The following is a 24478-nucleotide window of genomic DNA, read 5'->3' on the forward strand; positions in this document are numbered from 1 at the left end:
AAAAATTCTCCTTGACTTTTAAACTTAAATTAAAATCATGCATAAGGAGGGAATGTGTTAAAAGGCGTTGAAGAAATTTCAGCAACCAAAAAAAGACTGAAATTTGAAATACCAGCAGATGTGGTTGAAGAAGAAATTCAAAAGGCATTGAGGGAAATTCAAAAGGAAGCTAAAATTCCAGGTTTCAGACCTGGCAAAGCTCCGCTTTCAATTATTGAGAAAAAATTTGGACAAAATGCCATATCAGACGTACTTGAAAAGCTTGTTTCAGAATCTTATGAAAAGGCAATTAAGGAAACTAATTTAAAACCTCTTCTTCCTCCTATGGCTGAAGATGCTATTGATATAAAGAGGAAGGAACCGCTCTCTTTTGAATTGGTTGTTGAAGTTAGACCAGAAGTTGAAAATCTAAACTATGAAAATATAGAGGTAGAGGAGATCTCAACAGAAGTAAAAGATGAAGATATTGAAAGAGTAATCAAAGGATTATGTGAAGAATCAGGCACCTATGAACCTGCAGAGGAACCCACACAAAATAATGATCTTGTAATTTTTGATTATAAAACCGATACAGGAAAAGAGGTGAAAGATTTTGTTTACAAAATCGGGGCTGGACCATTTCCAGAAGATTTTTCAAAAGCATTAGAAGGCAGAAAAAAAGGAGAAACTTTCACTTTTACAGTTGATTTTCCCGAAGACTCTATTGCTGAGTTTGCAGGTAAAAAGGTTAACTTTGAAGTAACCATAAAAGATATCAAGAGAAAACAGCCAGTTCCATATGAGGAAATTCATAAGGAGTATGGATATGAAACAACTGAGGAATTTAGAAACGATATAAGACAAAGGCTTGAAAATGCTAAAAAAGAACAGGCTATAGAAAAACAGAAGTTTGATATACTTAAGAAACTTCTTGATACACATGAATTTGAACTACCAGAAGGTCTCGTTGAGATGGAAATAAAAAGAATTTCAGAAGAGCTCGAATCAATGGGACTTAACGTAGTAGAGCATATGGATAAAATTACCGAGAGAGCAAAGAGAAATGTTAAAGCTTATATTCTTCTTGAAATCATCGGTGAAAAAGAGGGAGTTACTGTTTCAGAAGAAGAGATTAAACAGGAAGTTATCAATATTGCAAGAAAATACAGTATAACTCCACAGGGAGTAATTCAGTACTACATGTCAAGAGATGGCTCTTTAAGTGCTTTGAGAAATAGTGTTTTTGAGAGAAAAGTTTTTGATATACTTTTGAATAAAGCTAAAATTGTTAAAAGAACTGAAGAAGAAAGTAAGGAGGTATCACAGTGAGCATTGTCCCAATAGTAATAGAGCAAACAGGAAGGACTGAGAGAGTTTATGATATATATTCAAGGCTTTTAAAAGATAGAATTATTTTTATTGGAACAGAGATAAATGATCAGGTTGCAAATGTTGTAATAGCACAGTTGCTTTTTCTTCAAACTGAAGACCCTGACAAAGACATCCATATATACATAAACTCACCAGGAGGGATGGTATCAAGCGGGCTTGCCATATATGATACAATGCAGTACGTAAAACCTGATATTGCTACTTATTGCATTGGACAGGCCTCTTCAATGGCATGTGTTCTTCTGGCAGCAGGTACAAAGGGGAAAAGGTTTGCTCTTCCTCATTCAAGAGTAATGATTCATCAGCCAATAGGTGGATTTTATGGACAGGCAACTGATGTAGAAATTCATGCAAGAGAAATATTAAAAATGAAAGATTTACTCAATCATATTCTATCAAAACACACTGGGCAGCCCATTGAAAAAATTCAGAAAGACACAGAGAGAGACTTCTTCATGTCAGCTGAAGAAGCAAAAGAATACGGAATCGTTGATGAAGTCATCACATCAATAAAGAAGTAAAAGCACAGGAGTATCATATGGCAAAAAAGAACGAAGAACTATTAAGATGTTCCTTCTGTGGAAAATCACAGAAAGAGGTGAAAAAACTTATTGCAGGAAACGGTGTTTACATATGTGATGAATGTGTTGCTCTGTGTAATGAAATTCTTGAAGAGGAAAGATTTAACAGCCTTGAAGGTATAAAAACAGATTTACCAACACCTCAGGAAATTCATAACTTTTTAAATGACTATGTAATTGGACAGGACAGAGCAAAAAAAATCCTCTCAGTTGCTGTTTACAATCACTATAAAAGAATTTTCAAAGGGAAACCATCTGATGAGATTCAAAAAAGTAACATAATGCTGATAGGTCCAACAGGAACAGGTAAAACTCTTTTGGCACAGACTCTTGCAAAATTTCTTGATGTTCCCTTTGCAATTGCGGATGCCACAACACTTACAGAGGCTGGATATGTTGGTGAGGATGTGGAAAACATTCTTCTTAAACTACTTCAGAATGCAAATTATGATATTCAGCGCGCTCAGATAGGAATAATTTATATTGACGAAATTGACAAAATTAGCAGAAAATCAGACAGTCCTTCCATTACCCGTGATGTATCTGGAGAGGGAGTGCAGCAGGCTCTTTTAAAGATAGTTGAAGGAACAATGGCAAATATACCACCTCAGGGAGGTAGAAAACATCCTCAACAGGAATACATTCAGATGGATACTACCAACATACTTTTTATATGCGGTGGTGCCTTTGTAGGACTCGAAGAGATTATAAAAAAGAGAATTGGTAAAAGAACAATTGGATTCCTGTCAGAAACGAAAAAAGAAGAGAAGGATAATATTCTGAGCTATGTGGAACCAGAGGATTTAATAAAATATGGAATGATACCAGAGTTTGTTGGAAGATTTCCTGTTGTAGCTACACTAAACGAACTTGATGAAGATGCTCTTGTCCAGATACTTACCAAGCCAAAGAATGCACTTGTAAAGCAGTATCAGAAACTATTCAGCATTGACGGAGTTAAACTTACATTCACTGAAGAAGCGTTACGGGCTATTGCTAAAAAAGCAATTGAGAGAAAAACAGGTGCCCGTGCTTTAAGAAGCATCCTTGAAGATATTATGCTTGATGTTATGTATCTTATTCCTTCTGAAAAGGGAATTTCAGAGTGTATCATAAACGAGGATGTGGTGAATAAAAAGACATCTCCCCTTTTAATTTATAAAGAAAAGAGAGCAAAACAGGCATGAATACAAAGGTTAAAATAATCATTGAAGGCAAAGAGATAAAAGCAGAATTTTATGATACAGAGTGTGCCAAAAAAATCGTTGAAGCTCTTCCAATAGAGAGTAAAATCAACGAATGGGGAGATGAGTTTTACTTTTCAATTGGACTCAAAATGCCTCTTGACAGCACAGCCACTACCTGTGTAGCAGTGGGAGATATTGGATACTGGCCTCCAGGTGAAGCTCTTGCAATATTTTTTGGTAAAACACCCTTAAGCACAGGAGAAGATCCTGTCCCAGCAAGTGAAGTAAACATTGTTGGCAGAATTATTGATGATCCAGCCATTTTAAAAACTCTCAAGGGAGCCAAAAAAATCAAAATTGAAAAAGAATAAACTGAGACTCAGCTTTCCTGAAGATGAAAAAAACCATATATGGTTACCGTTACTTCTTAATGCTTATGCAATAATGGATGAAGGAGTTAAAAGAGATATTGAAAGATATGAAAAATTAGGCTACTCCCTGGCATGTAAGCGAGGCTGTAGTTCTTGCTGTAAAACTCATCGTGACATTCCTATTTATCCTATTGAGATTGTAGGTATTTACTGGTATGTAATCGAAAAAGTAAAAGAACCATTTAGAACAAAAATTAAAAATTCTCTAATATCTCATAAAAAAGGACAACCTTGTCCCTTTTTAATTGATGGTATATGTTTTATTTATCCAATGAGACCTCTTGCATGCAGACAGTTCAATGTATTTAATAACCCCTGCAGTCCCGGTGAAGATCCCTTTTACACAAGACCTAAGGATGTATTAAAACCTTCAGAACACTATCTTGGAAAAGCTCTTTACGAAACAACTCCATTCTACAATGTTTACACCGATGATGAAAGGGTAGAATTTATAAACTCTGGTAAACTAAACGCACTTACCAGAATTCTTCAAAACTACCCATGGATTGAGCTGGCAAGAAGAATGGATAGTCTAAAGCTTTAAATTATACTGTGCTTCTTACCAACTCTGCTCCCTCAGTTTTTAGCTTTGCATGAGCAGCAGCAAGTTTTGCTATGGGAACTCTATAGGGTGAACAACTTACATAATCAAGTCCAATTTTGTGACAAAACTCTATTGATTTAGGGTCTCCGCCATGTTCACCGCATATTCCAAGCTTGAGATTTTTATTTGTCTTTCTTCCTTTTTTGACTGCTATCTCCATTATCTGCCCTACTCCCTCAGTGTCAATTGAAATAAATGGGTCTTCTTCAATTAGTTTATGCTCAATATAAAATGGCAAAAATTTCCCTGCATCATCTCTTGATAGTCCATAAACTGACTGAGTAAGATCATTTGTTCCAAAAGAGAAAAATTCTGCTTCTTGAGCAATCTGATCAGCTGTTATTGCAGCACGAGCAAGCTCTATCATTGTGCCAACTTTGTAGTCAATTTTTACCTTGTATTGTTTCATAACATCCTCTGCGGTCCTGACAGTTAAATCTTTCATCATTTTCAATTCGTTTACATGAGCTACAAGAGGAATCATTATCTCTGGAATAACCTTAATCTTTTTCTTTGCAAGTTCACAGGCTGCCTCCATTATTGCTCTTACCTGCATCTCATAAATTTCTGGATAGGTTATTCCAAGACGGCATCCTCTATGCCCAAGCATTGGATTGAACTCTTCAAGAGCTTTGATCTTAGCCTTAATTTTCTTTGTTGAAACTCCCATTTCTTTTGAAAGAACCTCTATTTCTTCTTCTGTCTTTGGTAAAAATTCATGAAGAGGAGGATCAAGTAACCTTATTGTGACAGGGAGTCCTTTCATCTCTTTAAATATACCGATAAAGTCCTCTTTCTGATAAGGCTTGATTTTTTCAAGAGCTTTTCTTCTTTGTTCAATACTATCTGAAAGAATCATCTCACGGAAAGCTTTTATTCTTTCCGGATCAAAGAACATATGCTCAGTTCTGCAAAGTCCTATTCCAACTGCACCAAATTCCCTTGCCACACGAGCATCTTTTGGAGTGTCAGCATTGGCTCTTACCTTAAGCTTACTTAATTCTTCAGACCATTTCATTAATATATAAAACTCCTCAGGAAGTGCAGGCATAACAAGAGGTGCCTGTCCAAGTATAACCTCTCCTGTTGTTCCATTCAATGTAATAAAATCACCTTCTCTTACTGTGATATCACCAACTGTAAAATACTTCTCATCTTCGTGAATATTTATCGCACCGCATCCAACAACGCAACACTTACCCATTCCTCTTCCGACAACTGCAGCATGAGAGGTCATTCCACCTCTTGCAGTAAGAATTCCCTGAGCAACTGCCATTCCACCAATGTCTTCAGGTGAAGTTTCATTTCTTACAAGAATAACTTTTTCTCCTTTGTTTGCCCATTCTTCAGCATCCTGAGCAGAAAAGACAACTTTACCAACAGCAGCCCCAGGGCTTGCAGGAAGTCCTTTTGCAATTACCTTAACTTCTGCCTTAGGATCAATAGTGGGATGAAGAAGTTGATTAAGTTGTTCAGGCTCTATTCTTAATAGGGCTGTTTTCTTATCAATCAATTTTTCTTTTACCATATCAACAGCAATTTTTATTGCAGCTCTGGCTGTCCTCTTGCCAACCCTTGTCTGAAGCATATAAAGTTTACCTTCCTGAATTGTAAACTCTATATCAAGCATGTCTTTATAGTGCCTTTCAAGTTTATTACATATTTTTTCAAGTTGAGAATATACCTTTGGCATTCTTTTCTTTAATTCTTCAATTTTTAAGGGTGTTCTAATTCCTGCTACCACATCTTCACCCTGAGCATTTGGTAAAAACTCTGCAAAAAATTTCTTTTCTCCTGTAGAAGGGTCTCTGGTAAATCCTACCCCTGTTCCAGAATTTTCACCCATATTTCCAAATACCATTGCAACAATGTTACATGCTGTACCAAGATCATCGGGAATTCCATGCAGTCTCCGATATGTTACAGCTCTGTCTCCATACCATGAGTCAAAAACAGCTTTAATTGCCATTTTCAGTTGTTCATAAGGATCTGAAGGAAAGTCTTTTCCTGTTTCTTTTTTATAAAGTTCCTTATATTTTTCAACGATACTCTTAAAATCCTCTGCATCAAGTTCTGTATCAAGCTTTACTCCTTTTTTCTCTTTCAAATCATCTAACAGATCCTCAAACTTTTTTCTATCTATGTCAGTAACTATACTTCCAAACATAGTGATAAAACGCCTGTAAGTGTCGTAGGCAAATCTTTCATTTTTTGTTTTATTTATTAATCCTTTTAAAGTTTCATCATTTAATCCGAGATTTAAAACTGTATCCATCATTCCAGGCATAGAAAATTTTGCTCCAGATCTAACTGAAACAAGTAATGGATTCTTTGCATCTCCAAATTTGCAACCCATTGATTTTTCAACCTTTTTAAGATTTTTCAGAACCTCTTCCCACATTCCCTTAGGAAATTTTTTACCGAGCTTAAAGTATTCTCTGCATGCCTCAGTTGTAATTGTAAATCCTGATGGGACAGGAATTCCAAGATTGGTCATTTCAGCAAGTCCTGCACCTTTTCCTCCAAGAAGATCCTTCATCTGACCTGTGCCTTCTGCTTTACCATCTCCAAAGTAGTAAACATATTTTTTATCAAGTTTTGATTTTCTGGTTTTTGAAATTTCTTTTCCTGATTTTTTTTGAGTTTTGACTTTTGGCTTTGAAGCCATCTTCCTCTTCCTCCTCCACTGATTTATTTAAAACAGCTATTCATATTACTATGATATAAAAAATTTTTTCAAGAAAATTTATGGAAACTCTTGACTTTTCAAATTAAGTAAATTCAAACTTAAGGCATGGAGAAAATATTTGTTAAATCCTCAAAAAAATATGGCACTCTTTGGATTTATAAAAATGAAATACTCTCTGATATATCTAAGTTCTCTGCTGGAACTATTGTGAAAGTATATGAATCAAAAACAAACAAAATCATTGGAACCGGATATGTAAATCCTAAATCTACTATCTCTGTAAGACTTCTTAGTTTTAAAGATGAAACAGTTGATGAAATATTTTTTAAAAAAAGAATCCTCCAGTGCAAAAAATACAGAGAAGAATTTTTAGGGCTCAAAGAAAACTATAGGCTAATTTTTAGTGAATCTGATTTTCTTCCCGGTTTAATTGTGGATAAATATGACAGATGTATTGTAATTCAAATTACTACTGCCGGAATGGAACAATTTAAAGATTTGATAATCAAAATATTAGACGAAATCTTATGTCCTGAATTAATAATTCTTAAAAATGACTCTCCTTCAAGATTGAAAGAAGGACTTAAAATTGAAAAACAGGTAATAAAAGGACAGTTAGATGAACTTCCCGTGATTGTCGAAGATGATGTGAAATTTATATTTGATCCTATTAATGGACAAAAAACAGGGTTTTTCCTTGATCAGAGAGAAAATAGAACTTTCCTAAAGAGAATAGTCGATGCTGGAGAAGCTCTTGATCTTTTCTGTTATATTGGATCATGGAGCCTTCATTTGGCTAAAAAAGGTGTTAGGGTAACAGGAGTTGACAGTTCTCAAAATGCAATAGATTTAGCAAAGGAGAATGCAAAAATTAATAGTCTTACTGAAAGATGCAGATTTATTAAAGCCGATGCATTTGATTATTTAAGATGGGAGATTAAGAAAAACAGACAATACGACATTATAGTAATTGATCCTCCAGCATTTGTAAAATCAAAAGCTGAGAAAAAGGATGCCATTGAAGGTTATTTAAATCTTAATGCTCTGGCAATCAAACTTTTAAAAAGAAACGGAATTCTTGCCACATCTTCCTGTTCTCAACACATCTCTGAAGACGAATTCTACGAGATCGTGAAACAGGCATTTATGAAAAATAAAAAAACACCAAGATTAATATATAAAGGAATGCAAAGTAAAGATCATCCAATCCTTCTTAGTATGCCTGAGACAGCCTATTTAAAGTGCTTAATCGTTAATTTACTTGACTAAACTACAAAAATTTAACTAAACTTTTTAAATATGCAAACAAAGCTTTTCGTTGCTAACTGGAAAATGCATAAAACAGTTAAGGAAGCATTAAATTTTCTTAATGATTTTATTCCAGCTGTTGAAAAAATAAAAGACAGAGAGATTGGAATTGCTCCAACATTTATTTGTCTTGAAAGTGTTGGAAAAGCAATAAAAAATACCAATATAAAGCTCTGTGCACAGAACGCCTTTTATGAAAAAAAAGGAGCTTACACCGGTGAGATTTCACCAGTAATGCTTAAGGATTTAAATGTTGAATATGTGATAATCGGTCATTCAGAAAGAAGAAAGTATTTTAATGAAACAGATGAGATAGTAAATCGAAAGATTAAATCGTGTATTGAAGAATACTTAAAAGTTATTTTCTGTATTGGTGAAACACTTGAAGAAAGACAGTCCAATAAAACCTTTGATGTTTTAAAAAGGCAGATAGAAAAAGGAGTTGAAGATATAATAAATCCTGACTATATTGTTATAGCCTATGAACCTGTCTGGGCAATTGGAACAGGTATTGTAGCAACAGAGTCCCAGATTGAAGAAGCGCATGGATTTATTAAAGAGAGATTAAAGAATCTATATGGGGAAAGAGCTCAAGCTATAAGAATACTTTATGGTGGAAGCGTTACTCCTGAAAATATATACTCAATAATGAATACAGAAAATGTCGATGGAGTTTTGGTTGGTGGAGCAAGTCTTGATCCTGTAAAATTTTCAAAAATTGTAAAATATGAAGAACAAATAAATTGAAGGAGAGGTTATGAAAACACTGCTTTTAACTTTTCACATAATACTCTGTATTGTAATGATTGCTGTCGTATTACTTCACAGAGGTAAAGGTGCAGAACTGGGACCAGCCTTTGGAGGTGGTTCTTCTCAAACACTTTTTGGACCAAGAGGTGCAACTACATTTCTCAATAAAGTAGCAACAATTGTAGCTGTTTTATTCATGATTTCTTCTTTCTTTTTGACTTATATTACAACAAAATCAAAGTCAGTTGTCTCTGATGTAAAAGTGCCAGTTCAAACTCAGCCACTACAGCAGCCACAGGGAGCACAGCCTCAACAAAAATAAATGATAAAAAAATATGGCATTTTAGTTTTACTGTTTCTTTTTATTTTTGCCTGCGAGAAAGCCCCTGAAATAAAGGAACCCTTTTGCCTGACAGGAGCTTCTTCTGCTGATGCCAAGAGACTTCTTCCTCTTTTTGCTTCAGACTCTGCAAGTGCAGACATAAGTGGAAGAATTTTTAATGGTCTTACTAAGTACGATAAAAATTTAAACATAGTTGGAGATCTTGCTGAAAGGTGGAGTATTTCGAAAGATGGTAAAGAAATTGTTTTTTATCTCAGAAAAGGGATCAAATGGCACGATGGCATTGAGTTAACAGCAGATGATGTTGTCTTTACCTATAAATCAATTACTGATCCGAAAAATCCAACACCCTATAGTAGTAATTATGGACCTGTAAGAGAGGTCAAGGCAATTGATAAATATACGGTAAAAGTAGTTTATGAAAAACCTTTTGCACCAGCACTGGAGTCTTGGGGAATGGGAATACTGCCAAAACATCTTCTTGAAGGCAGCGAGTTATTTAATTCGCCTCTTAATAGAAATCCTATTGGCACAGGACCATACAAAATGAAAGAATGGATTACAGGGCAGAGGGTGATCCTTGAAAGAAATGAAAACTACTATGAAGGAGTTCCCTTTTTTGAAAAAATCATAACAAGAATTATTCCAGATCCTTCCACAATGTTTCTTGAGTTGAGATTTGGAGGAATTGATTTTATGGCACTTAATCCTGCACAGTATAAATACTATGGAGAAAAGCCTTATTTTAGGAAATATTTCAATGTCTACCGCTATCCATCTTTTGGTTATACTTACATAGGCTACAATTTAAAAGATCCTCTTTTTTCTGATAAAAGAATCAGACAGGCAATTGCTCATGCAATAAATAAAAAAGAAATAATTGAAGGAGTTTTACTCGGATTTGGAACTCCATGCACAGGACCCTTTCCACCCTCTTCATGGGCATTTAATCCAAATGTAAAGGATTTTGAATACAATTCTGAAAAAGCCAGAAATATTCTTTATGAACTCGGCTGGAAACCAGACAGTGATGGAATTTTAATAAAAGATGGAAAAAGGTTCTCATTTGTTTTGCTTGTCAATCAGGGAAATGAAGCACGGCTTAAAACTGCTCAGATCATCAAAGAGCAACTTAGAAATGTAGGTATTGAGCTTAACATAAGAGTTCTTGAGTGGCAGAGTTTTCTTGAACTTGTCACAAAAAGACAGTTTCAGGCAGTGCTACTTGGCTGGTCTCTTTCCCGTGATCCTGATTTATACGACATTTTCCACTCATCAAAGACAAAACCAGGAGAGTTTAATTTTGTTGGCTACAGCAATAAAGAAGTTGACCATCTAATAGAAAAAGCGAGAGAAACTCTTGACAGAGAAAAGAGAAAAAAGTACTACTGGAGAATTCACGAGCTTATTACAGAAGATCAGCCCTATACATTTCTTTATGTGCCTGATACAATAATTGCTGTAAACAAGAGAATAAAAGGAATAGAGCCAGCTCCAGCAGGAATATGGTATAACTATATTTTCTGGTATGTGCCAAAAAATCGCTTGGATTGGTATAATTAAGAATATGAAAACTTTAGTAATGAATCTTTTATTAATATTTTTACTGTTTAATTTTTGTTATGCCCAGGATGCTATAGTTAAACTTGAAAATGCCTATAAAAACATAAATGATGCAAATGGAAGTTTTATGCAAACAAACTATATAAAAGAACTCAATAAAAATCAGCAATTCAAAGGAGTATTTTTTATAAAGGGTAACAAAATAAGATGGCAGTACATTGGAGAATTCCCTCAAACTATTTATATTAATAACAAAACTCTTACTATCTACGACAAAAAAAGAAAACAGGCAATAATAAGTGAGTTTAATGAAGAAAAATACGGGCAACTTCCACTTGCACTTCTCAGTAGAATGGCAGACCTGAAAAAAGACTTTGAAGTTAAAGAAAAATCAGACAGCACCATCATACTTATTCCAAAAAGCAAGATGGGAAACGTAAAAAGTATTGAAATAACTCTTACAGAAGCTGAATTTCCAGTAAAATCAATGAAAATAATAGATGCAATGGAAAATATAGTGAAAATTGACCTAAAGGATGTAAAAATAAATACCTCTCTTAAAAACTCTCTATTCTTATTTACTCCTAAGAAGGATGATACGGTTTTAAAATATTAAAGAGCTATTTACAAGCAGGAGGCATAAAATGGCTAAAAGAAAAATTGCAATAACTATGGGAGACCCTGCTGGAGTTGGTCCAGAGATTATTGTGAAAGCTTTTGCTCAGGAAGATATATATAAAATCTGCAACCCTCTTGTTATAGGAGACAGAAGCGTTATAAAAGAAGTCATTAAAGCAATCGGAATGGATTTTGATCCTGACAATATAGAGATACTAAATCTTAATGAGATCAAAAATCCAGAAAAGCTTGCAAAAGGAATACCGTCAGAGGAATCTGGTAGAGCTTCATTTTCCTATATAAGAAAAGCTGTAGAGCTATACAGACTTGGTATAGTTGAGGCAATTGTCACCTGCCCTATTACAAAGTTAGCTCTGCGGATGGCAGGACTTCCGTGGCTTGGACATACAGATATGCTTGCTGAGCTTACTGAAACAGAGGATTATGCAATGGCTTTTTATAGTGAACCTCTGAAAGTAATATTAACAACAATACATGTTCCACTAAAAGATGTTCCCCATCTGATAAAAAAAGAAAAAGTTATAAAAACCATATTTTTTGCAAAAAAAGCCTGTGATATGATTCAGATTGAAAATCCTCGCATTGCAGTATGCGGACTGAATCCACATGCTGGAGAAGGTGGAATCATGGGAAGAGAAGAAATTGAGGAAATTGAACCGGCAGTAAAAGAAGCAAAAGCTTTAGGGATAAATGTTTCAGGTCCCTATCCAGCAGACTCTATTTTCTGGCGCGCTCAAAATGGTGAATTTGACATGGTTGTTGCCATGTATCATGATCAGGCACTTGCACCATTTAAACTCGTTGCATTTGATAAAGGAGTAAACTTCACAGTAGGGCTTCCCTTTATAAGAACATCTCCTGATCATGGAACAGCCTATGATATAGCATGGCAGGGAAAAGCTGATCCTACAAGCCTCATTGAGGCTATTAAACTCGCTACAAGGATGGTGACTCAATGAAAATTTTCACTCCCTTTGAAATTAAAACAATTAAAATGCCAAACAGAATTGTTCGCTCTGCCACTTACGAAAAAATGGCAGATGAAGACGGTTTTGTTACAGAGCAACTGATAAATCTCTATGTAACACTTGCTAAAGGTGGTGTTGGCTTGATAATTACCGGAAATGCTCTGGTTCATGTATCTGGAAGAAATGCTCCAAAGATGCTTTGTATTCATAATGATTTTTATATTGATGGCTTAAGGAAACTAACTAATGCTGTTCATGAAGTTGGTGGTAAAATTGTGATTCAGCTTAATCATGGAGGAAGGCAGTGTGCTTCGCTTTTTCTTGGTGGTGCTCAGCCAGTAGCACCATCTGAAGTATATGAACCTGTCTATAAAGTAATGCCCAGACAGCTTACTCAGGAAGAAATATGGGAAATTATTGATTCCTTTGGTAAAGCTGCAAGAAGAGCAAAAGAGGCAGGATTTGATGGTGTACAGATTCATGGTGCCCATGGGTATCTTGTAAATCAGTTTTTATCTCCTTACACAAATAGAAGAGACGATTACTGGGGTGGAGATGAAGAGCGAAGATTTCACTTTCTTGAAGAAGTTTATCAAAGTATAAGAGACAATGTAGGATACGACTGGCCCGTGATGATAAAACTCAATGCTTGCGATTTTGTTGAAGGAGGACTCACATTAGAGGAAAGTCTCCGGATAGCAAAAAAGCTTGAAAATTTTGGAATTGATGCCATTGAAATTAGCGGAGGAATTGTAGAGTCAAAACCAGAGGAAAGACCTGTGAGAATGAAGATTAATACACCTCAGAAAGAGGCTTATTTTAGAGAATTCTCAAGAGAATTCAAAAAAGCGCTTAAAGTTCCAATAATGCTCGTAGGTGGAATTCGTTCCCGCTCAGTAGCAGAAGAAATTTTACAAAAACAGGAAGCAGACCTTATTTCCCTTTCAAGACCATTAATTCGGGAGCCTGACTTGCCAAAGAAATGGATGCAGGGGAAAGAAACCTCTGACTGCATCTCATGTAATGGATGCATGAGATTTATGAAATTAGAGTATGTTAAATGCACTCAACTTGAAAAAAAGAAATAATTTGCTTTAATTTAATTGATAAAACTTTTTAGGAGGCTTGTGTTGGAACTTCATAGATTAACAGCCATTGAGCTTGTAAGAATGATTCAGAGTGGGGATGTAAGACCTCACGAAGTTATAATAGATGTTTTCAAGAGAATACAGGAAGTTGAAGGAAAAGTCAAAGCATTCATCACTTTAACTGTTGAAAAGGCATACAACATGGCAAGAGATGCGGAAAATGATTTATTTTCCGGAAAGAAAAACATTTTAACAGGTATTCCCATAGCTGTTAAAGACAATATCTGTACAAAAGGAATTCTTACAACCTGTGCTTCAAAAATACTTTACAATTTCATTCCACCTTATGAAAGCACCGTCACATCAAGACTTCTCAATCATAAATATATTCTTGTTGGAAAGACCAATATGGATGAATTTGCAATGGGTTCATCCACTGAAAACTCTGGCTTTCACATAACTAAAAATCCCTGGAATCTGGAAAGAGTTCCCGGAGGAAGTTCTGGTGGTAGTGCAGCTGCTGTAGCTGCCGATGAATGCATTGCTGCACTTGGCTCTGATACAGGCGGTAGTATTAGACAGCCTGCTTCATTCTGCGGAGTTGTAGGACTGAAACCCACCTATGGAAGAGTCTCCCGTTTTGGTCTTGTTGCATTTGCTTCTTCATTAGACCAGATAGGTCCAATTACAAAGTGTGTTGCCGACTCCGCTCTTCTTATGAATGTCATTGCAGGCTATGATCCAATGGATTCTACTTCTGCTCCTGTTGGAACACCTGATTTTACAGAAAATCTTGGGAAAGATATTAAAGGATTCAAAATTGGCATTCCAAAGGAGTATTTCATTGAAGGAATGGATAAAGAAGTTGAAGAAAGAATAAAGGATGCTATAAAACATCTTGAATCACTTGGGTGTATTCCTGTGGAAATATCTTTGCCTCATACTGAGTATGCGGTTGCTACCTATTACTTAGTTGCCACATCAGAAGCTTCTTCAAACCTTGCAAGATATGATGGAGTAAAATACGGACTCAGAGTGGAAGGTAAAGATTTACTTGATATGTATATGAAAACCAGATCAAAGGGATTTGGTGCTGAGGTAAAAAGAAGAATAATGCTTGGAACATACTCTCTTTCAGCGGGATACTATGAAGCATACTATAAAAAGGCTTTGCAGGTAAGAACCCTTATAAAACAAGATTTTGAAAAAGCCTTTGAAAAGGTTGATTTTATTGTTACACCTACTGCACCAACTCCTGCATTTAAGATTGGTGAGAAAATAGATGATCCTCTTCAGATGTATCTTTCTGATATCTTTACAATCTCTGTTAATCTTGCAGGACTTCCTGCCATATCCATACCCTGTGGCTTTAGCATAGATGGACTTCCTATAGGACTTCAGATTATTGGTAAACCTTTTGATGAAGCTGGAATACTTCAGCTTGCCTATGCCTATGAACAGTCAACTCCATGGCATAAAATGAAACCAATATTATAAAGGAGTGAAAATGCAATACGAAGCAGTAATTGGTTTAGAAGTTCATGCTCAACTTTTAACAGAGAGCAAAATATTCTGTGGTTGCTCCACTCAGTTTGGAGCAGAACCAAATACACAGGTATGCCCTGTTTGTCTTGGAATGCCTGGAGTGCTTCCTGTGCTTAACAAAAAAGCAGTTGAATATACAATTAAAACAGGATTGGCTCTTAACTGCAGAATTGCTCCATACAGTAGATTTGCAAGAAAAAACTACTTCTATCCTGACCTTCCAAAGGGATATCAGATAAGTCAATACGAACTTCCACTTTGCGAGGATGGATATCTTGAGATTGTCATTGATGGAGAGAGAAAAAAAATTCGCATAAAAAGAATACATCTCGAAGAAGACGCAGGGAAAAACATTCATGATCCTTCTGGATACAGCTTTGTTGATTTTAACAGAACAGGTGTTCCTCTGATGGAAATTGTCTCTGAACCTGATATCCGCTCACCAAAAGAGGCAGCTCTGTATATGAAAAAACTAAGAGCCATCTTAAGATATCTCGGTGTATGCGATGGTAATCTTGAACAGGGTTCTCTTCGCTGTGATGCCAATGTTTCTGTAAGAGAGGTTGGTTCTACCGAGTTTGGAGTTAAAACAGAGATTAAAAATATAAATTCGTTCAGATTTGTTGAAAAAGCTCTTGAGTATGAAATAAAAAGACAGATAAAGCTTTTGTCAATGGGAGAAAAGATTATTCAGGAGACAAGACTCTGGGATTCTCAGACAGGTACAACCCAATCTATGCGCTCTAAAGAGGAAGCTCATGATTATAGATATTTTCCAGAGCCTGATCTTGTTCCTGTAGTAGTGTCAGAGGAATGGATTGAAAAAATTAAAAAAGATATGCCCGAGTTACCGGATCAGAAAATTGAAAGATTCATTAAAGATTATGGGTTACCTCAATATGATGCAGAGATTTTAACAGAAGAGAAAGCTTTGGCAGAATGGTTTGAAGAGGCAGTAAAATTAGGTGGAAAACCGAAGGAAGTATCAAACTGGATCATGGTAGAACTTTTAAGGTTGCTGAATGAAGAGGGGAAAGATATTACTGAATGTAGTTTAACTCCTTCACAATTGGTTGAACTGTTGGGATTGATTGAAAAAGGCACAATTAACAGGAACACTGCTAAAGACGTATTTGAAGAAATGTACAAAACTGGAAAATCAGCTGAAGCTTTAGTGAAGGAAAAAGGACTTACTCAAATCTCTGATAGTTCTGTTATAATTGATGCAATCAGACAGGTAATGTCAACAAATCCGAAGGAGGTCGAAAGGTTTAAAGCTGGAGAGGAAAAATTAATCGGATTCTTTGTTGGACAGGTAATGAAACTGACTAAAGGCAAAGCTAATCCTAAATTGGTAAATGAACTTGTTGTAAAAATCTTAAAGGAGACATAGTATGCGTGCTATAACCATATTTTTGATGGCTTTTTTTCTCTTATCCGGTAATGCCTTTGCATTGAAATGCGACAAATGTCATAAAGATGATAAGTCTCTTGACAAAATATTTCAAGAACAAAGTATCAAGACAAAACAGGAACTCTTTGATAAATTGAGAAAAGGGCAGAAATCAAAACTCCATCAACATCTCTCTGACAGTGATATTAATGAAGCAGCAGAGGGAATGAAACTTAAATAAAATCAAACAAAGTCAAGCCAGTGGTGATACTTTGAAACTTTGCCATTAACTATATCAAAAAATAATTTCTGTATCTCTTCAGTGATCGGACCACGGCTACCTGAACCTATGGTTCTTCCATCAACTTCTCTTATTGGAGTTATCTCTGCGGCTGTTCCTGTAAAGAAAGCTTCATCTGATATGTAGAGTTCATCACGGGTGAATCTCTCTTCTCTAACTTCAATTCCAAGATCCTTTGCAATGGTAATAACACTATCTCTTGTAATTCCTTCAAGGATTGAAGTAAGAGGAGTCGTCTTAAGAATGCCTTTGCGAACGATAAAAATATTCTCTCCGCTTCCTTCAGAAACATATCCTTCAGTATCAAGCAAAACAGCCTCGTCAAATCCGCAGGAAATTGCCTCAATTTTTGCAAGTTGACTATTAACATAATATCCAGCTACTTTTCCTCTGGACATATTAGAGTTTACATGATTTCTGATAAAAGATGATGTCTTAACTCTTATGCCTTTCTGTAAGCCCTCTTCTCCAAGGTAGGCACCCCAGTTCCATACAGCTATTGCCACCTGAATAGGATTATTCTTGGGATAAACTCCCATATTCCCGTAACCTACAAAAACTATTGGTCTTATGTAACAAGAGTCAATTTTATTAACTCTTATAGTTTCTTTTATTGCTTCAAAAATTTCCTGTTCTGTAAATGGAATTTTTAGAGTGAATATATGGGCGGATTTAAAAAGTCTTTCCACATGGTCCTTTAATCTAAAAACTGCAGGTCCCTTTTCTGTTTTATAACACCTTATTCCTTCAAAAACTGCTAAACCATAATGAAGAGAATGAGTAAGGACATGAACCTTTGCATCATCCCAATTTACAAATTTACCATCCATCCATATCTTTTCTGTCTTAGGAACCATGACATATATTAAACACCATTTTTGATTTTTAAGTCAAGTAATTCTTTTAGTTTTAGAAGGACTTGACATCAAAAAATTTTTTAGATAAAATTATATTATCCAACAGAAGTTGGATTTAAAAAGCTAAGCCATGAAGGTAAAGGGATGAACCCTTTGAACTTCATGGCTTTTCTATTTTTGGCTCCCATACATGTCCCTCACCCCTTAGCTGCCCCCTAAGGGGTGCCCCCTCCTTTAAAAATAATATGATAAAATAACTAATGAACCATGCTGAGAGTATTCATGAAACGCTATTAAAAGAAGTAGAAAAAATATCTAACCTGATCCAAACTAATGAAGAGATTTATAATCTTTCCATCACTTCCTTTGCCCTTTTTCTTTGTTTTGCAGAAAACTATATTGTCTTTGAAGAAAATGAACAGCAGGCTTATAAACTTTATTCCTCTATAAAAAGTCTTTCTGAATTTTTCAACCGTCCAAATGACACTGTTTTATTGCCATCTGAGGGAAATGATAGATTGGTGGCAGTGTTTAAAATTCTGCATGAAAATAGTAAAAAAATCATCACTACACTTGAATCTGGAAAAATTCCAACTCAGATTGAAAATATCCACATAAAAAAGAGTATTACAATTGAGAGAGAATTATTAAGAAACAGGTTACTTTCTTTGGGATATACTCAAGTGGAGTTAGTTACACAGGAAGGAGAATTCTCAGAACATGGATGGGTCTTTGATGTATGGGGAATTGGAGAGGAATATCCAGTGAGAGTAGAATTTTTTGGTGATGAAATAGAGGAGATAAAAATTTTTAATCCTGAAACACAACTATCAGTGAGAGAAAAAAATGAAATATGGATAATACCAGCAAAGGAAAATGATGCCAAAACAGAGTTAACTGATTTATTTGAATTTGATAATGTCTTTATAGTTGGCAGCAGATTTTTTGAAACGAATCCTGGCAAGAAAGTGACTAAAATCTCCCATTTGCCTATCCAGTTCTCTTCTCAAGCTGTTGATGGAAGGGATAAAACATTTTATGGACTTGGCATTTTACCGAATGAAAGAAAAAATCTATCTGATTTTCCCAAAAATTTAAAAGCTTTAGGAATTCCGATAATCTTTTCTCTGAGTTCTCGTGGAAAGGCTGAAACAATAAAGGAGATTTTATTCAGCCACGGCATTATTGCTCCATTAATTCATAAAAATGAAGTTGGAAATTACTCTGGTAAATATGCCACTACCATATCTGAGCTTCAGGAAGGATTATTTAGAGAAAGTTTAATGATTATTACAGACTTTGAATTGTTTGCTGAAAAACCAATCAAAAAGAAAAAATCAGCAATAAGTAAAATTCCTCTTGACGGACTGGAAATAAATGAAGGTGACTTTGTAGTTCACAAAGAACATGGAATAGGTATTTTTCGTGGCATAAAAAGACAGAAATATGAAGATACTGAGGAAGATGTACTTGTAGTTGAATACAAAGAAGGAGACATTCTCTATGTACCTACCTGGAATATTGAGAAAATTTACAGATATTCTGCACGAGATGGTTTTGTTCCACCCCTTGATAAACTTGGCAGTAATCGCTGGCAAAAGGCAAAAGAAAGAGAAAGGAAAAAAATACAAGATATTGCTGATAAACTTTTAAATCTTTATGCACAGAGAAAAACTCCTCGTGGTTTTATTTACTCTGAAGACACAGAAATTCATAAAAATTTTGATGAATTTTTTCCTTACGAAGAAACAGAAGACCAGCAAAACGCCATAGATGCAATTTTGAAAAAAATGAGACAACCTCTACCAATGGAAGTTCTTCTATGTGGAGATGCAGGATATGGAAAAACAGAAGTAGCCATGAGAGCAGCTTTCAGAGCAGTCTATGATGGTAAACAGGTAGCAGTCCTTGTTCCAACAACTCTTCTTTGTGAACAGCATTACAGAACCTTTAAAAAAAGATTTGAAGCTTTTCCTGTAAAAATAGAATATCTCAGCAGGTTTCGTTCAGCAAAAGAAATAAAAAAAGTCATTGAAGATGTGAAAACCGGAAAAGTAGATATTTTAATCGGAACTCACATGATTGTTCTGAAAGAAGTTGAGTTTTTTGATCTTGGATTATTAATCATTGATGAAGAACAAAAATTTGGTGTGATACATAAAGAAAAAATAAAAGAAAAATATCCAAAAGTTGACCTTCTTACAATAACAGCAACCCCCATACCACGAACCCTTCAAATAGGATTGAGCGGACTCTGGGATATATTTGTAATCCAGACTCCACCAAAAGAAAGGCTTGCAGTGAGAACATTTGTTATTCACGAAAATGATTCAATAATAAAGGAAGCAATTGAAAAAGAAATTCAAAGAGCAGGTCAGGTTTATTTTCTTCACAACAGGATCCATGATATTGAGCTGGTTAAATCAAAACTTCAGAGTCTTGTACCCTCTGCAAGAATTGCAGTTGCCCATGGAAGAATGAAAGAAAAAGTACTTGACAGAGTAATGCTTGATTTTCTTGATGGGAAAATTGATGTTTTACTCTGCACCTCAATTATAGCTGCAGGACTTGATATCCCCAATGTAAATACAATAATAATTGACCAAGCACACACCTTTGGATTAAGTGATCTCTATCAAATAAGAGGAAGAGTTGGAAGGTCCTCCATACAAGCTAATGCCTATTTGATTATTCCATCAGAAGACTCTCTTAGTGAAAATGCAAAGAAGAGGATAAAAGCCATTCAGGAGATGAGCTATCTTGGAGCAGGTTTCCACATTGCATTAAAGGACCTTGAAATAAGAGGTGCCGGTGAACTTCTTGGTGTTGAGCAGTCAGGTATAAATAGATTGGGATTTGATCTTTATATAGAAATGCTTAATGAAGCAGTAAAAGAAGCTAAAGGTGAAGCTTTATCAAGTTTGAAGTTACCTGAAATTAAATTTTCCTTGCCAGCTTTTATACCAGAAGAATACATAAAAGAGACTTCAATGAGAATAAGAATTTATAGAAAACTAAGCCAGATTTCGCAAGAAGAGGAACTACAAAAGCTTAAAGATGAAATTTATGATAGATTTGGCAATTTTCCTCAAGAGGTTGAAAATCTTTTTAAAACTGCCCGGATACGAATTCTTGCATCAAAGATAAAAATTTCTCAAATCAGACAAACAAAAGACAAATTTAGATTCACTGTTGAGGAAAACCTTGAACCTGCTTTTGTAACAAAGCTTTTGAATACACTGACAGGATTTAAAAATAAAGGAATAGTAAGAGATTTAAAGTTCTATCAGAACGGCTTTGAAGTAAGTATTAAGAGACTTGATGAATTAACTTCTTTTCTCAGCCGACTAATTTACAAGCTTGATGAGAAAAAATGATATACTATAAAATTATGAAAAGAATTTTAAGCTTACTGGTTTTTCTTCTTTTAATTGCCTGCACTCCAGAAGAAAGAATAAGGCAAATAAATGAGTCGGATTTTCATACTGAAATTGGATATGCCTATTTTATTGAAAAAAACTATCAGCTTGCTTACTCTGAATTTCATAAAGCTCTACAGATTGATCCCAATAACAAAAATGCACTTCATGGATTAGCTCTTGTTCACATGGAGTTTCAGGAATATGAAGCAGCAAAAGATCTGTTTCTAAAAACTTTATCACTTGATCAGGACTATGCTGATGCATGGTTTAATCTGGGAATTTGTTATCAAAAATTGAATATGCATAAGGAAGCAATAGAGGCGTTTCAAAAAGCCTTAAATAATCCTCTATTCGTAACTCAGGATAAAGCCTACTTTGGGCAGGGACTATCTTACTACAGAACTGGACGTTACGAGGAAGCCAAAAATGCTTTTGATAAAGCAATAAAAAGAAATGTTCTTCTCATTCAAGCCCACCTTTACATGGCACTTACATACCAAAAACTTAATCAATACTCAGAAGCAGCAAAAACTTTAAGAAATGCTATCAGACTTGACTCTTCTTTTAAAGGCGATGTGGATAAATTTTCAAAAACTCTTAAAGAAGAATTAAACACACAGCAAACAAATATGCCAAAGGAAGACATTCTTGATCTTCTTGAGATATTAAAATACTGAGATGGCAAAGGGAAGAATAGTCAAGGCAGCAGGAGCAATTTCTTTAGCCACTTCTTTTAGCAGAATTCTTGGGTATATAAAAGATATGATTCTTGCAAAATATTTTGGAGCAACCGGTCTAAGTGATGTTTTCTTTGTAGCCTTCAGAATACCAAATTTACTAAGAGAACTTTTTGCTGAAGGTTCAATGTCATCAGCAGTAATACCTGTCTTAAAGGAATCTCAAGTAAAAAATCCAGAAGAAACAAAACAAATTGTAAAAAGTCTTTTTACTTTTATAGTTATTGTCGTAGGTATAATTACTCTTTTAGGAATTTTATTTAGTCCCTTAATTGTAAAACTTATTGCTCCTGGATTTACAGCTAATGAGGAGAAATTCCAATTAACTGTATTGCTTACAAGAATAATGTTTCCATTTTTACTTTTTATAAGTCTGGCTGCTCTTACAATGGGCACATTAAACACGAATAACATATTTTTTATTCCCGCTCTTGCTCCATGCTTTTTAAATATCGTAACAATCGTAGCTGTAGTAGGTTTTAGTTCATTTTTTTTTAATCCCATAATCTCTGTAGCAGTTGGCATAACTTTGGGAGGTTTTGTCCAATGGCTAATTCAGGTTCCGTCTTTTTATAAAAATGGCTTTAAATTTGGGATAGCAAGGTATCATCCTGCTTTAAAAAAGATTGCAATTCTTGTAATCCCAACAATACTATCAATGACAGTAAATCAGATAAATATATTTGTTAGCACTATTTTAGCAAGTTTTCTTCCAGAAGGCAGTGTTACATATCTTTATTACTCAATGAGGCTTATACAACTGCCCATTGGAATCTTTGGAGTCGCTGTAGGAATGGCAGTACTGCCAACTCTTTCAGGACATATTGCAGAAGGCAAAAGAGACTTGCTTATAAAAGATTTTATCTTCGCCTTAAAGTTTCTCTTTTTCCTTACAATTCCATCTACAATCGGCTTGATAATGCTTAAGGAACCTATTGTAAATACATTATTTCAAAGAGGTGTATTTGATTTAAATGCCACAATTAATACTGCCTCTGCCCTGCTTTTTTACAGCTTTGGTATTCTTGGCACCGTTGGCTCAAGAACAATAACCGCTACATTTTATTCTATGCAAAATACAAAAACTCCTGTAGCATGTGCAACTACCGGAATGCTTGTCAATATTGGAGTTTCTCTTGTTTTAATGAAATCTATGAAACACAATGGATTAGCTCTTGCCTACTCTATAGCTGCGACAGTGCAATTTCTAATGCTTAGCATTTTATTAAAAAGAAAAATACAAGAAATCGCTTTTTCATCTATTATCCCATCTTTTATTAAAAGCCTTATTGCTTCGCTCGTAAGTATAGGAATTGCCAAACTAATCTGCAATCTTAATCCAAATATATGGCTTCATAGTGAACAGATGCTCATTAAATTTCTCTGGCTTGGATTTGCAATTACAGTAGCCATAGTTGGATATTTTGTCCTCTGTTATTTTATGAAACATGAAGAGCTGAGTTATATTTTAAAAAAGATCAGAAGGAACTAAAATTCATGAGTTTATTGACAGTAGCAACTATAGCTTTTGCAGAAATCTCCTCATAATCTAAAAGTTCTTCAGGCTTACCACTTTTTGGAATCTTTGAACATGCTAGACTGAAAACTCTCTCAGAGCCAACTTCAGATTTAACCGCTTCTCCAATACCACCTGCAGGATAATGGTCTTCAACTGTAATAATTGCCTTTGTCTCAGTTAACGCTTTTTTAAGTATTTCAGTATTGAGAGGCTTTACGCTATAAAGGTCTATTACTCTAATATAGATTCCTCTGCTTTTCAATTCTTCATAAGCTTTCAATGCTTCATGAAGCGTTATTCCTGCACCAATAACTGTAAATAAATCTCTATCTGAAACCCTTAAAACTTTTGCTCCCCCAATTGGAAACTCCTCATCATAATCGTAAATAACTGGTGTTGCAGAGCGAGTTGTCCTTATGTAAACAATTCCCTTGTATTTTGCTGCCTCTCTAACAAGTTTTTCAGTAGAAACTGCATCACTTGGATATAAAACAACACTTTTTAAAATACTTCTCATCATTGCAATATCTTCAAGCCCCATCTGACTGGGACCGTCTTGTCCAATGGATACTCCTGCATGGGAACCCACAAATTTAATGTTTGCGTCACTGTACTGTGCCATTCTTATATGGTCAAAGGCGCGAGTTAGAAAGGCTGCAAATGTTGAAACAAATGGAATCTTACCTCTAAGAGCAAGCCCTACTGCCATTCCAACCATATTCTGCTCTGCAACAAAGCATTCAAAAAATCTTTCTGGATAGTATTTTTTGAATATTTCTGCGTATGTGGAGTTGCTAACTTCTGCATCAAGAACAACAATATTTGAAAATTCAGGGAATATCTTAACAAGTGCCTCACCGTAGGCACGCCTTGTGGCAACCATTTCACCAATGCTGTATTTCTTTTTAAACTCTTTTATTTCTAAAGATTGTGAACAGAAATTAAGGCTCTCAGGCTTTTTCACTGAAACTGTAATCTTTTTTATTTCTCCAAGCTCTTTCAAGGCCTGATTAAATTCTTCCTCTGTTAAAGCAACTCCGTGTCTGCCTTCTTTATCTTCAAGAAAAGAAACTCCCTTACCTTTTACTGTTTTTGCAATTATCATTGAAGGCATCTCACTCTTTAAAGCTTCTTCATAGGCTTTAAAAATCTCTTCAAAATTATGACCATCAATGCATATTG

Annotated in this window: 21 protein-coding genes (1 of these 21 running past the window's edge); 18 read left to right on the top strand and 3 right to left on the bottom strand. The window is 35.1% G+C overall.

Features of this window, described 5'->3' with window-relative positions; genetic code table 11:
- Positions 1-54: 54 nt before the first annotated feature.
- The 5 genes from tig to TAGGR_RS01490 are packed head-to-tail and all read left to right on the top strand — an operon-like array spanning position 55 to position 4114.
- Entirely contained in the window at positions 55-1308 is a 1254-nt protein-coding gene (gene tig, locus TAGGR_RS01470) for a trigger factor (RefSeq protein WP_059175596.1), read from the top strand.
- Positions 1305-1892 (top strand): ATP-dependent Clp endopeptidase proteolytic subunit ClpP, encoded by a 588-nt coding sequence (gene clpP, locus TAGGR_RS01475; protein WP_059175597.1) that lies wholly within the window; start codon positions 1305-1307, stop codon positions 1890-1892. The genes tig and clpP overlap by 4 nt, the downstream gene beginning before the upstream one ends.
- A gap of 17 nt (positions 1893-1909) precedes the next feature.
- Positions 1910-3139 carry an ATP-dependent Clp protease ATP-binding subunit ClpX gene (gene clpX / locus TAGGR_RS01480; protein WP_059175598.1) on the top strand — a complete coding sequence of 410 codons (1230 nt, stop codon included), beginning with the start codon at positions 1910-1912 and terminating at the stop codon, positions 3137-3139.
- Positions 3136-3510 (top strand): cyclophilin-like fold protein, encoded by a 375-nt coding sequence (locus tag TAGGR_RS01485; protein ID WP_059175599.1) that lies wholly within the window; start codon positions 3136-3138, stop codon positions 3508-3510. The genes clpX and TAGGR_RS01485 overlap by 4 nt, the downstream gene beginning before the upstream one ends.
- Complete coding sequence (locus tag TAGGR_RS01490; RefSeq protein ID WP_236698877.1) at positions 3497-4114, top strand: YkgJ family cysteine cluster protein; 618 nt, start codon at positions 3497-3499, stop codon at positions 4112-4114. The genes TAGGR_RS01485 and TAGGR_RS01490 overlap by 14 nt, the downstream gene beginning before the upstream one ends.
- A 1-nt stretch (position 4115) precedes the next feature.
- Here TAGGR_RS01490 and ppdK read toward each other — a convergent pair whose 3' ends face one another.
- Positions 4116-6842 (bottom strand): pyruvate, phosphate dikinase, encoded by a 2727-nt coding sequence (gene ppdK, locus TAGGR_RS01495; protein WP_082673518.1) that lies wholly within the window; start codon positions 6840-6842, stop codon positions 4116-4118.
- Between the two features lie 126 nt (positions 6843-6968).
- Here ppdK and TAGGR_RS01500 point away from each other — a divergent pair, with 126 nt between their 5' ends.
- From TAGGR_RS01500 to TAGGR_RS01545, 10 genes are all read left to right on the top strand, one after another.
- A complete protein-coding gene (locus TAGGR_RS01500; protein WP_059175600.1) occupies positions 6969-8132 on the top strand; it encodes a class I SAM-dependent rRNA methyltransferase in 1164 nt (387 codons plus the stop codon).
- A gap of 30 nt (positions 8133-8162) precedes the next feature.
- Entirely contained in the window at positions 8163-8918 is a 756-nt protein-coding gene (gene tpiA, locus TAGGR_RS01505) for a triose-phosphate isomerase (RefSeq protein ID WP_059175601.1), read from the top strand.
- A 10-nt stretch (positions 8919-8928) separates the two neighbouring features.
- Complete coding sequence (gene secG / locus TAGGR_RS01510) at positions 8929-9243, top strand: preprotein translocase subunit SecG (RefSeq protein WP_059175602.1); 315 nt, start codon at positions 8929-8931, stop codon at positions 9241-9243.
- On the top strand, positions 9244-10827 hold the full coding sequence (locus tag TAGGR_RS01515; RefSeq protein WP_059175603.1) for a peptide-binding protein: 1584 nt from the start codon (positions 9244-9246) through the stop codon (positions 10825-10827). It begins immediately after the preceding gene.
- A 19-nt stretch (positions 10828-10846) separates the two neighbouring features.
- Positions 10847-11443, top strand: coding sequence for a LolA family protein (locus tag TAGGR_RS01520; RefSeq protein WP_161936154.1), 597 nt, complete (start codon positions 10847-10849; stop codon positions 11441-11443).
- 28 nt (positions 11444-11471) lie between these two features.
- Complete coding sequence (gene pdxA / locus TAGGR_RS01525; RefSeq protein WP_059175605.1) at positions 11472-12425, top strand: 4-hydroxythreonine-4-phosphate dehydrogenase PdxA; 954 nt, start codon at positions 11472-11474, stop codon at positions 12423-12425.
- Positions 12422-13522 (top strand): oxidoreductase, encoded by a 1101-nt coding sequence (locus tag TAGGR_RS01530; RefSeq protein ID WP_059175606.1) that lies wholly within the window; start codon positions 12422-12424, stop codon positions 13520-13522. The genes pdxA and TAGGR_RS01530 overlap by 4 nt, the downstream gene beginning before the upstream one ends.
- A gap of 81 nt (positions 13523-13603) precedes the next feature.
- Complete coding sequence (gatA, locus tag TAGGR_RS01535) at positions 13604-15019, top strand: Asp-tRNA(Asn)/Glu-tRNA(Gln) amidotransferase subunit GatA (RefSeq protein WP_439950932.1); 1416 nt, start codon at positions 13604-13606, stop codon at positions 15017-15019.
- 10 nt (positions 15020-15029) lie between these two features.
- Positions 15030-16460, top strand: coding sequence for an Asp-tRNA(Asn)/Glu-tRNA(Gln) amidotransferase subunit GatB (gene gatB, locus TAGGR_RS01540; RefSeq protein ID WP_059175608.1), 1431 nt, complete (start codon positions 15030-15032; stop codon positions 16458-16460).
- Between the two features lies 1 nt (position 16461).
- Positions 16462-16701 (top strand): hypothetical protein, encoded by a 240-nt coding sequence (locus TAGGR_RS01545; RefSeq protein WP_059175609.1) that lies wholly within the window; start codon positions 16462-16464, stop codon positions 16699-16701.
- Positions 16702-16703: 2 nt separating this feature from the next.
- Here TAGGR_RS01545 and TAGGR_RS01550 read toward each other — a convergent pair whose 3' ends face one another.
- A complete protein-coding gene (locus tag TAGGR_RS01550) occupies positions 16704-17618 on the bottom strand; it encodes a branched-chain amino acid transaminase (RefSeq protein ID WP_059175610.1) in 915 nt (304 codons plus the stop codon).
- A 260-nt stretch (positions 17619-17878) separates the two neighbouring features.
- Between TAGGR_RS01550 and mfd the strand changes: the two genes are divergently transcribed.
- Genes mfd through murJ form a run of 3 tightly spaced genes read left to right on the top strand, consistent with a single transcriptional unit; the run spans position 17879 to position 23269 of the window.
- Complete coding sequence (mfd, locus tag TAGGR_RS01555; RefSeq protein WP_059175611.1) at positions 17879-20995, top strand: transcription-repair coupling factor; 3117 nt, start codon at positions 17879-17881, stop codon at positions 20993-20995.
- The gene (locus TAGGR_RS01560) at positions 20992-21717 is read left to right on the top strand and encodes a tetratricopeptide repeat protein (RefSeq protein ID WP_059175612.1); all 726 of its coding nucleotides are present in this window, start codon (positions 20992-20994) and stop codon (positions 21715-21717) included. The genes mfd and TAGGR_RS01560 overlap by 4 nt, the downstream gene beginning before the upstream one ends.
- 1 nt (position 21718) lies before the next feature.
- Positions 21719-23269 (top strand): murein biosynthesis integral membrane protein MurJ, encoded by a 1551-nt coding sequence (gene murJ, locus TAGGR_RS01565; protein WP_059175613.1) that lies wholly within the window; start codon positions 21719-21721, stop codon positions 23267-23269.
- On the opposite strand, the gene TAGGR_RS01570 is transcribed toward murJ, so the two are convergent.
- Positions 23256-24478, bottom strand: the 3' portion of a protein-coding gene (locus TAGGR_RS01570) for a transketolase (RefSeq protein WP_059175614.1). 607 nt of this gene lie beyond the right edge of the window; 1223 of the gene's 1830 nt are visible here — the last part of the coding sequence; its start codon lies off the right edge, out of view; it ends in the stop codon at positions 23256-23258. The genes murJ and TAGGR_RS01570 overlap by 14 nt on opposite strands.

Source organism: Thermodesulfovibrio aggregans (assembly GCF_001514535.1).
Classification (GTDB): domain Bacteria; phylum Nitrospirota; class Thermodesulfovibrionia; order Thermodesulfovibrionales; family Thermodesulfovibrionaceae; genus Thermodesulfovibrio; species Thermodesulfovibrio aggregans.

Bases quoted from the DNA above. Each gene is read 5' to 3' on its own strand.
- TAGGR_RS01485 (WP_059175599.1), top strand. From the start codon at position 3,136: ATGAATACAAAGGTTAAAATAATCATTGAAGGCAAAGAGATAAAAGCA.
- TAGGR_RS01515 (WP_059175603.1), top strand. From the start codon at position 9,244: ATGATAAAAAAATATGGCATTTTAGTTTTACTGTTTCTTTTTATTTTT.
- pdxA (WP_059175605.1), top strand. From the start codon at position 11,472: ATGGCTAAAAGAAAAATTGCAATAACTATGGGAGACCCTGCTGGAGTT.
- TAGGR_RS01500 (WP_059175600.1), top strand. From the start codon at position 6,969: ATGGAGAAAATATTTGTTAAATCCTCAAAAAAATATGGCACTCTTTGG.
- gatB (WP_059175608.1), top strand. From the start codon at position 15,030: ATGCAATACGAAGCAGTAATTGGTTTAGAAGTTCATGCTCAACTTTTA.
- ppdK (WP_082673518.1), bottom strand. From the start codon at position 6,842: ATGGCTTCAAAGCCAAAAGTCAAAACTCAAAAAAAATCAGGAAAAGAA.
- murJ (WP_059175613.1), top strand. From the start codon at position 21,719: ATGGCAAAGGGAAGAATAGTCAAGGCAGCAGGAGCAATTTCTTTAGCC.
- TAGGR_RS01550 (WP_059175610.1), bottom strand. From the start codon at position 17,618: ATGGTTCCTAAGACAGAAAAGATATGGATGGATGGTAAATTTGTAAAT.
- TAGGR_RS01560 (WP_059175612.1), top strand. From the start codon at position 20,992: ATGATATACTATAAAATTATGAAAAGAATTTTAAGCTTACTGGTTTTT.
- TAGGR_RS01520 (WP_161936154.1), top strand. From the start codon at position 10,847: ATGAATCTTTTATTAATATTTTTACTGTTTAATTTTTGTTATGCCCAG.
- clpX (WP_059175598.1), top strand. From the start codon at position 1,910: ATGGCAAAAAAGAACGAAGAACTATTAAGATGTTCCTTCTGTGGAAAA.
- tpiA (WP_059175601.1), top strand. From the start codon at position 8,163: ATGCAAACAAAGCTTTTCGTTGCTAACTGGAAAATGCATAAAACAGTT.
- TAGGR_RS01530 (WP_059175606.1), top strand. From the start codon at position 12,422: ATGAAAATTTTCACTCCCTTTGAAATTAAAACAATTAAAATGCCAAAC.
- gatA (WP_439950932.1), top strand. From the start codon at position 13,604: ATGATTCAGAGTGGGGATGTAAGACCTCACGAAGTTATAATAGATGTT.
- mfd (WP_059175611.1), top strand. From the start codon at position 17,879: ATGAACCATGCTGAGAGTATTCATGAAACGCTATTAAAAGAAGTAGAA.
- secG (WP_059175602.1), top strand. From the start codon at position 8,929: ATGAAAACACTGCTTTTAACTTTTCACATAATACTCTGTATTGTAATG.
- TAGGR_RS01545 (WP_059175609.1), top strand. From the start codon at position 16,462: ATGCGTGCTATAACCATATTTTTGATGGCTTTTTTTCTCTTATCCGGT.